The organism is Streptomyces sp. OfavH-34-F (genome assembly GCF_022347745.1).
GTDB lineage: Bacteria > Actinomycetota > Actinomycetes > Streptomycetales > Streptomycetaceae > Streptomyces.
Genome location: NZ_JAKRGC010000495.1, coordinates 1 through 3,021 on the forward strand (window position 1 = coordinate 1; position 3,021 = coordinate 3,021).

Annotated in this window: 4 protein-coding genes; 2 read left to right on the forward strand and 2 right to left on the reverse strand. The window is 75.9% G+C overall.

Annotated features, from left to right (window positions below; all coding sequences use genetic code 11):
• The coding region (locus MHW47_RS33875; RefSeq protein WP_239227679.1) for an aminotransferase class I/II-fold pyridoxal phosphate-dependent enzyme at positions 1-656 on the reverse strand (656 nt) is incomplete at its 3' end.
• Here MHW47_RS33875 and MHW47_RS33880 point away from each other — a divergent pair.
• Both MHW47_RS33880 and MHW47_RS33885 read left to right on the forward strand, forming a co-directional pair.
• Positions 655-1,623, forward strand: a complete 969-nt coding sequence (locus MHW47_RS33880) for a DMT family transporter (RefSeq protein WP_239227680.1) — start codon at positions 655-657, stop codon at positions 1,621-1,623. The two genes, MHW47_RS33875 and MHW47_RS33880, sit on opposite strands and share 2 nt — an antisense overlap.
• 44 nt (positions 1,624-1,667) lie before the next feature.
• Positions 1,668-1,883, forward strand: a complete 216-nt coding sequence (locus MHW47_RS33885) for a DUF1918 domain-containing protein (RefSeq protein ID WP_239227681.1) — start codon at positions 1,668-1,670, stop codon at positions 1,881-1,883.
• Here the strand turns inward: MHW47_RS33885 and MHW47_RS33890 are convergent.
• Positions 1,876-3,021, reverse strand: a 1,146-nt coding sequence (locus MHW47_RS33890; RefSeq protein WP_239227682.1) for a glycoside hydrolase family 10 protein, incomplete at its 5' end; no start/stop codon positions are given. The genes MHW47_RS33885 and MHW47_RS33890 overlap by 8 nt on opposite strands.

Sequence of the window (3,021 nt, forward strand, 5' to 3'; positions counted from 1 at the left end):
AGCCCGGCGGCGCGCGCGGCCGCGAGCATGCCGGGGTAGGTGGGCGACTCCACGAGCACCGGGGCGCCCGGGGCGGCGAGCGCCCGCAGCGCGGTGGCCAGGGCGCTCTGTCCGCCCGCGGTGATCAGCACATCGGCGGCGCCGTGCGCGGGGCCGATGCCCCGGGCGAACCAGGCGCGCAGTTCGGTGAGCCCGTCCAGGGGCGGACGGCTCCAGGCGCCGGGGCGGCGGCCGGCCCGGCCCAGCGCGGCGGCCAGGGCCCGTTCGGGCTGGAGGGAGGCGTGCAGATAGCCCCCGTTCAGTTCGATGACCCCGGTGGGCGGCGCGGCGAGGCTGGCCAGCAGCCCGGAGGCGTCCACACTGCGGGGCACTGCCGGGGAGCTGTCGCCGCTGAGCGAGACCTCCTGCCAGGAGGTGTCCCCGGCCGGGGGCGCCGACCGCGCGGCGGGGCTCGCCCGGAAGGCGCCGGCGCCGGGGCGGGTGACGACGAGCCCTTCGGCGGCCAGCTGGGCGACGGCCCGCGACACGGTGACGGGGCTGGCCCGGAAGCGCTCGACGAGGGCCCGGCTGGACGGCAGCTTCTCACCCGGTGAGTAGCGGTCCAGCTCGGTCCGCAGGGCTGCGGCCAACTCCCCCACACTGCTACGCTCGTTCATGAGAGAAGAAGATAGCGCTACTCCCACACGCACGATAGCGGTCGAACCCCTCGGCACTGGGGTGCGGCCCCCCGCGCCGGAGGCGTCCGCCGCCCGTCCGGCGACCCGGCGGGGCACCCTGCTCGCGCTGCTCGGCGTGGTGACCTTCTCGCTGACCTTTCCGTCCACCGTGTGGGGGCTGGAGAGCTTCGGCCCCTGGTCGCTGGTGGCGCTGCGCAGCCTGCTGGCGGCGGTGGTCGCGGGCGGTTTTCTGCTGGCCGGCCGGGTCCGGGTGCCGGCGCGGGAGCACTGGGCAGGGCTCGCGGTGGTGGCGGGCGGAGTGGTGGTCGGCTTCCCGCTGCTGACGACGCTGGCGCTGCGGACCTCGACGACCGCGCACGCCGCGGTGGTCGTCGGGCTGCTCCCGCTGACCACGGCCGTGCTGTCCTCGCTGCGGACCGGGGCGCGCCCGCCCCGCGCCTTCTGGGCGGCGGCGGTGGCCGGGGCGGCCGTGGTGGCCGTCTTCACGCTGACGCGCGGCGGCGGGGCGCTGTCCGGCGGGGACCTGTTCCTGTTCGGGGCGCTGCTGGTGTGCGCGGCCGGGTACACGGAGGGCGGCCGGCTGGCGAAGGTGATGCCGGGCTGGCAGGTGACGGGCTGGGCCCTGCTCCTGACCGTGCCGCTGACGGGGGCGGGGGCGGTCGTGGCGCTGGCGTACGAGCCGGTCCGGCCGACCGTGCACGGGGTGGTCGGGCTGGTGTGGGTGGCGCTCGTCTCCACCTTCCTCGGGCTCTACGTCTGGTACCGGGGCATGGCGGAGATCGGGGTGCCCCGGGCCAGCCAGCTCCAGCTCGCGCAGCCGCTGCTGACCCTGTTCTGGTCGTACTTCCTGCTCGGCGAGCGGGTCGCGGCGGCGGCCCCGGTGGCGGCGGTCGCGGTCCTGGTCTGCATCGCCCTCACCCAGCGCGCGGGCCGCACCCGGTCCTAGACTGGTCGGAAGGCACCCCCAGCCACCCGAGGAGGTCACTCCCGATGGAGGCACACACGGGCGACCGGCTGCTGACGCACGGCAGGACCGTGGGACGGCACGACCGGGTCGCGGAGATCGTCGAAGTGCTCGGGGAGCGGGGCACTCCCCCGTACCGCGTCCGCTTCGAGGACGGACACGAACATCTGCTCGCGCCGGGTCCGGACACCGTCGTCCAGCACACGGGCTGCGCGTCCGGCAAGGACCCGGACATCACCTGACCCCGCCCGGCGGCCTCGTGCGCGACCGGTAGTGGTCGGCGACCAGCCGGTCCATGGCGCCGATCCGGTCCGCGGCCACGCTCTTCGCCGAGAAGTAGACATGGCCGCGGACCTGGTCGTAGCGGGCCGCGAAGTCGAGGTGGCGGGACAGCTCGGCCGGGTCCTGCCAGGCCTCCGGCTGGGCCGGGTCGCCGCACTTGTACAGGGCCTCGCCGATGAACAGGTCGACGCCCGTGCCGCGCACGGTCTCGGACCACCAGGGCACCAGCGCGGCGTAGTCGGCGGCGGCGTTGCCGATGTGCCAGTACAGCTGCGGGACGACGTAGTCGATCCAGCCGTTGCGGATCCAGCCGCGGGTGTCGGCGTACAGGTCGTCGTAGGTCTGCACCCCGGCCCGGGTCGGTGAGCCCGCCGGGTCCGTGGCGGCGTTGCGCCAGACGCCGAAGGGGCTGATGCCGAACCGGACGCCGGGTTTCAGCGCGGCGAGCCGTTCGGCCGTCTCGCGCACCAGCCGGTCCGTGTTGTCCCGGCGCCAGGCGGCCCGGTCGGGGAAGTCCGCGCCGTGGGCGGCGTACGCGGCGCCGTCCGCGAAGTCCTGCCCGGCCACCGGGTACGGGTAGAAGTAGTCGTCCCAGTGCACGGCGTCGACGTCGTAGCGGCGGACCGCGTCGAGCATCGCGTCCTGGACGAAGGCGCGGACCTCGGGCAGCCCGGGGTTGTAGTAGAGCCGCCCGCCGTAGGGCACCACCCAGCCGGGGTTGCGGCGGGCCGGGTGGGAGGCGGCGAGCCTGCCGGGGTCGGTGTGGTTGGCGACCCGGTACGGGTTGAACCAGGCGTGCAGTTCCAGGCCCCGGTCGTGCGCCTCGCGCACGGCGGTCCCCAGGGGATCCCAGCCGGGGTCCTTGCCCTGGGTGCCGGTCAGGCACGCGGCCCACGGCTCGTACGGCGAGGGCCACAGCGCGTCGGCCGTCGGCCGGACCTGGAGGAACACCGCGTTCAGCCGCCGCTCCACGGCCTCGTCCAGCCGGGCGGCCAGCTCGTCGCGCTGGGCGGCGGCGGACAGGCCGGGCCGCGAGGGCCAGTCCGTGTTGGCGACGGTCGCCAGCCACATCCCGCGCAGCTCGCGGCGCGCCACGTC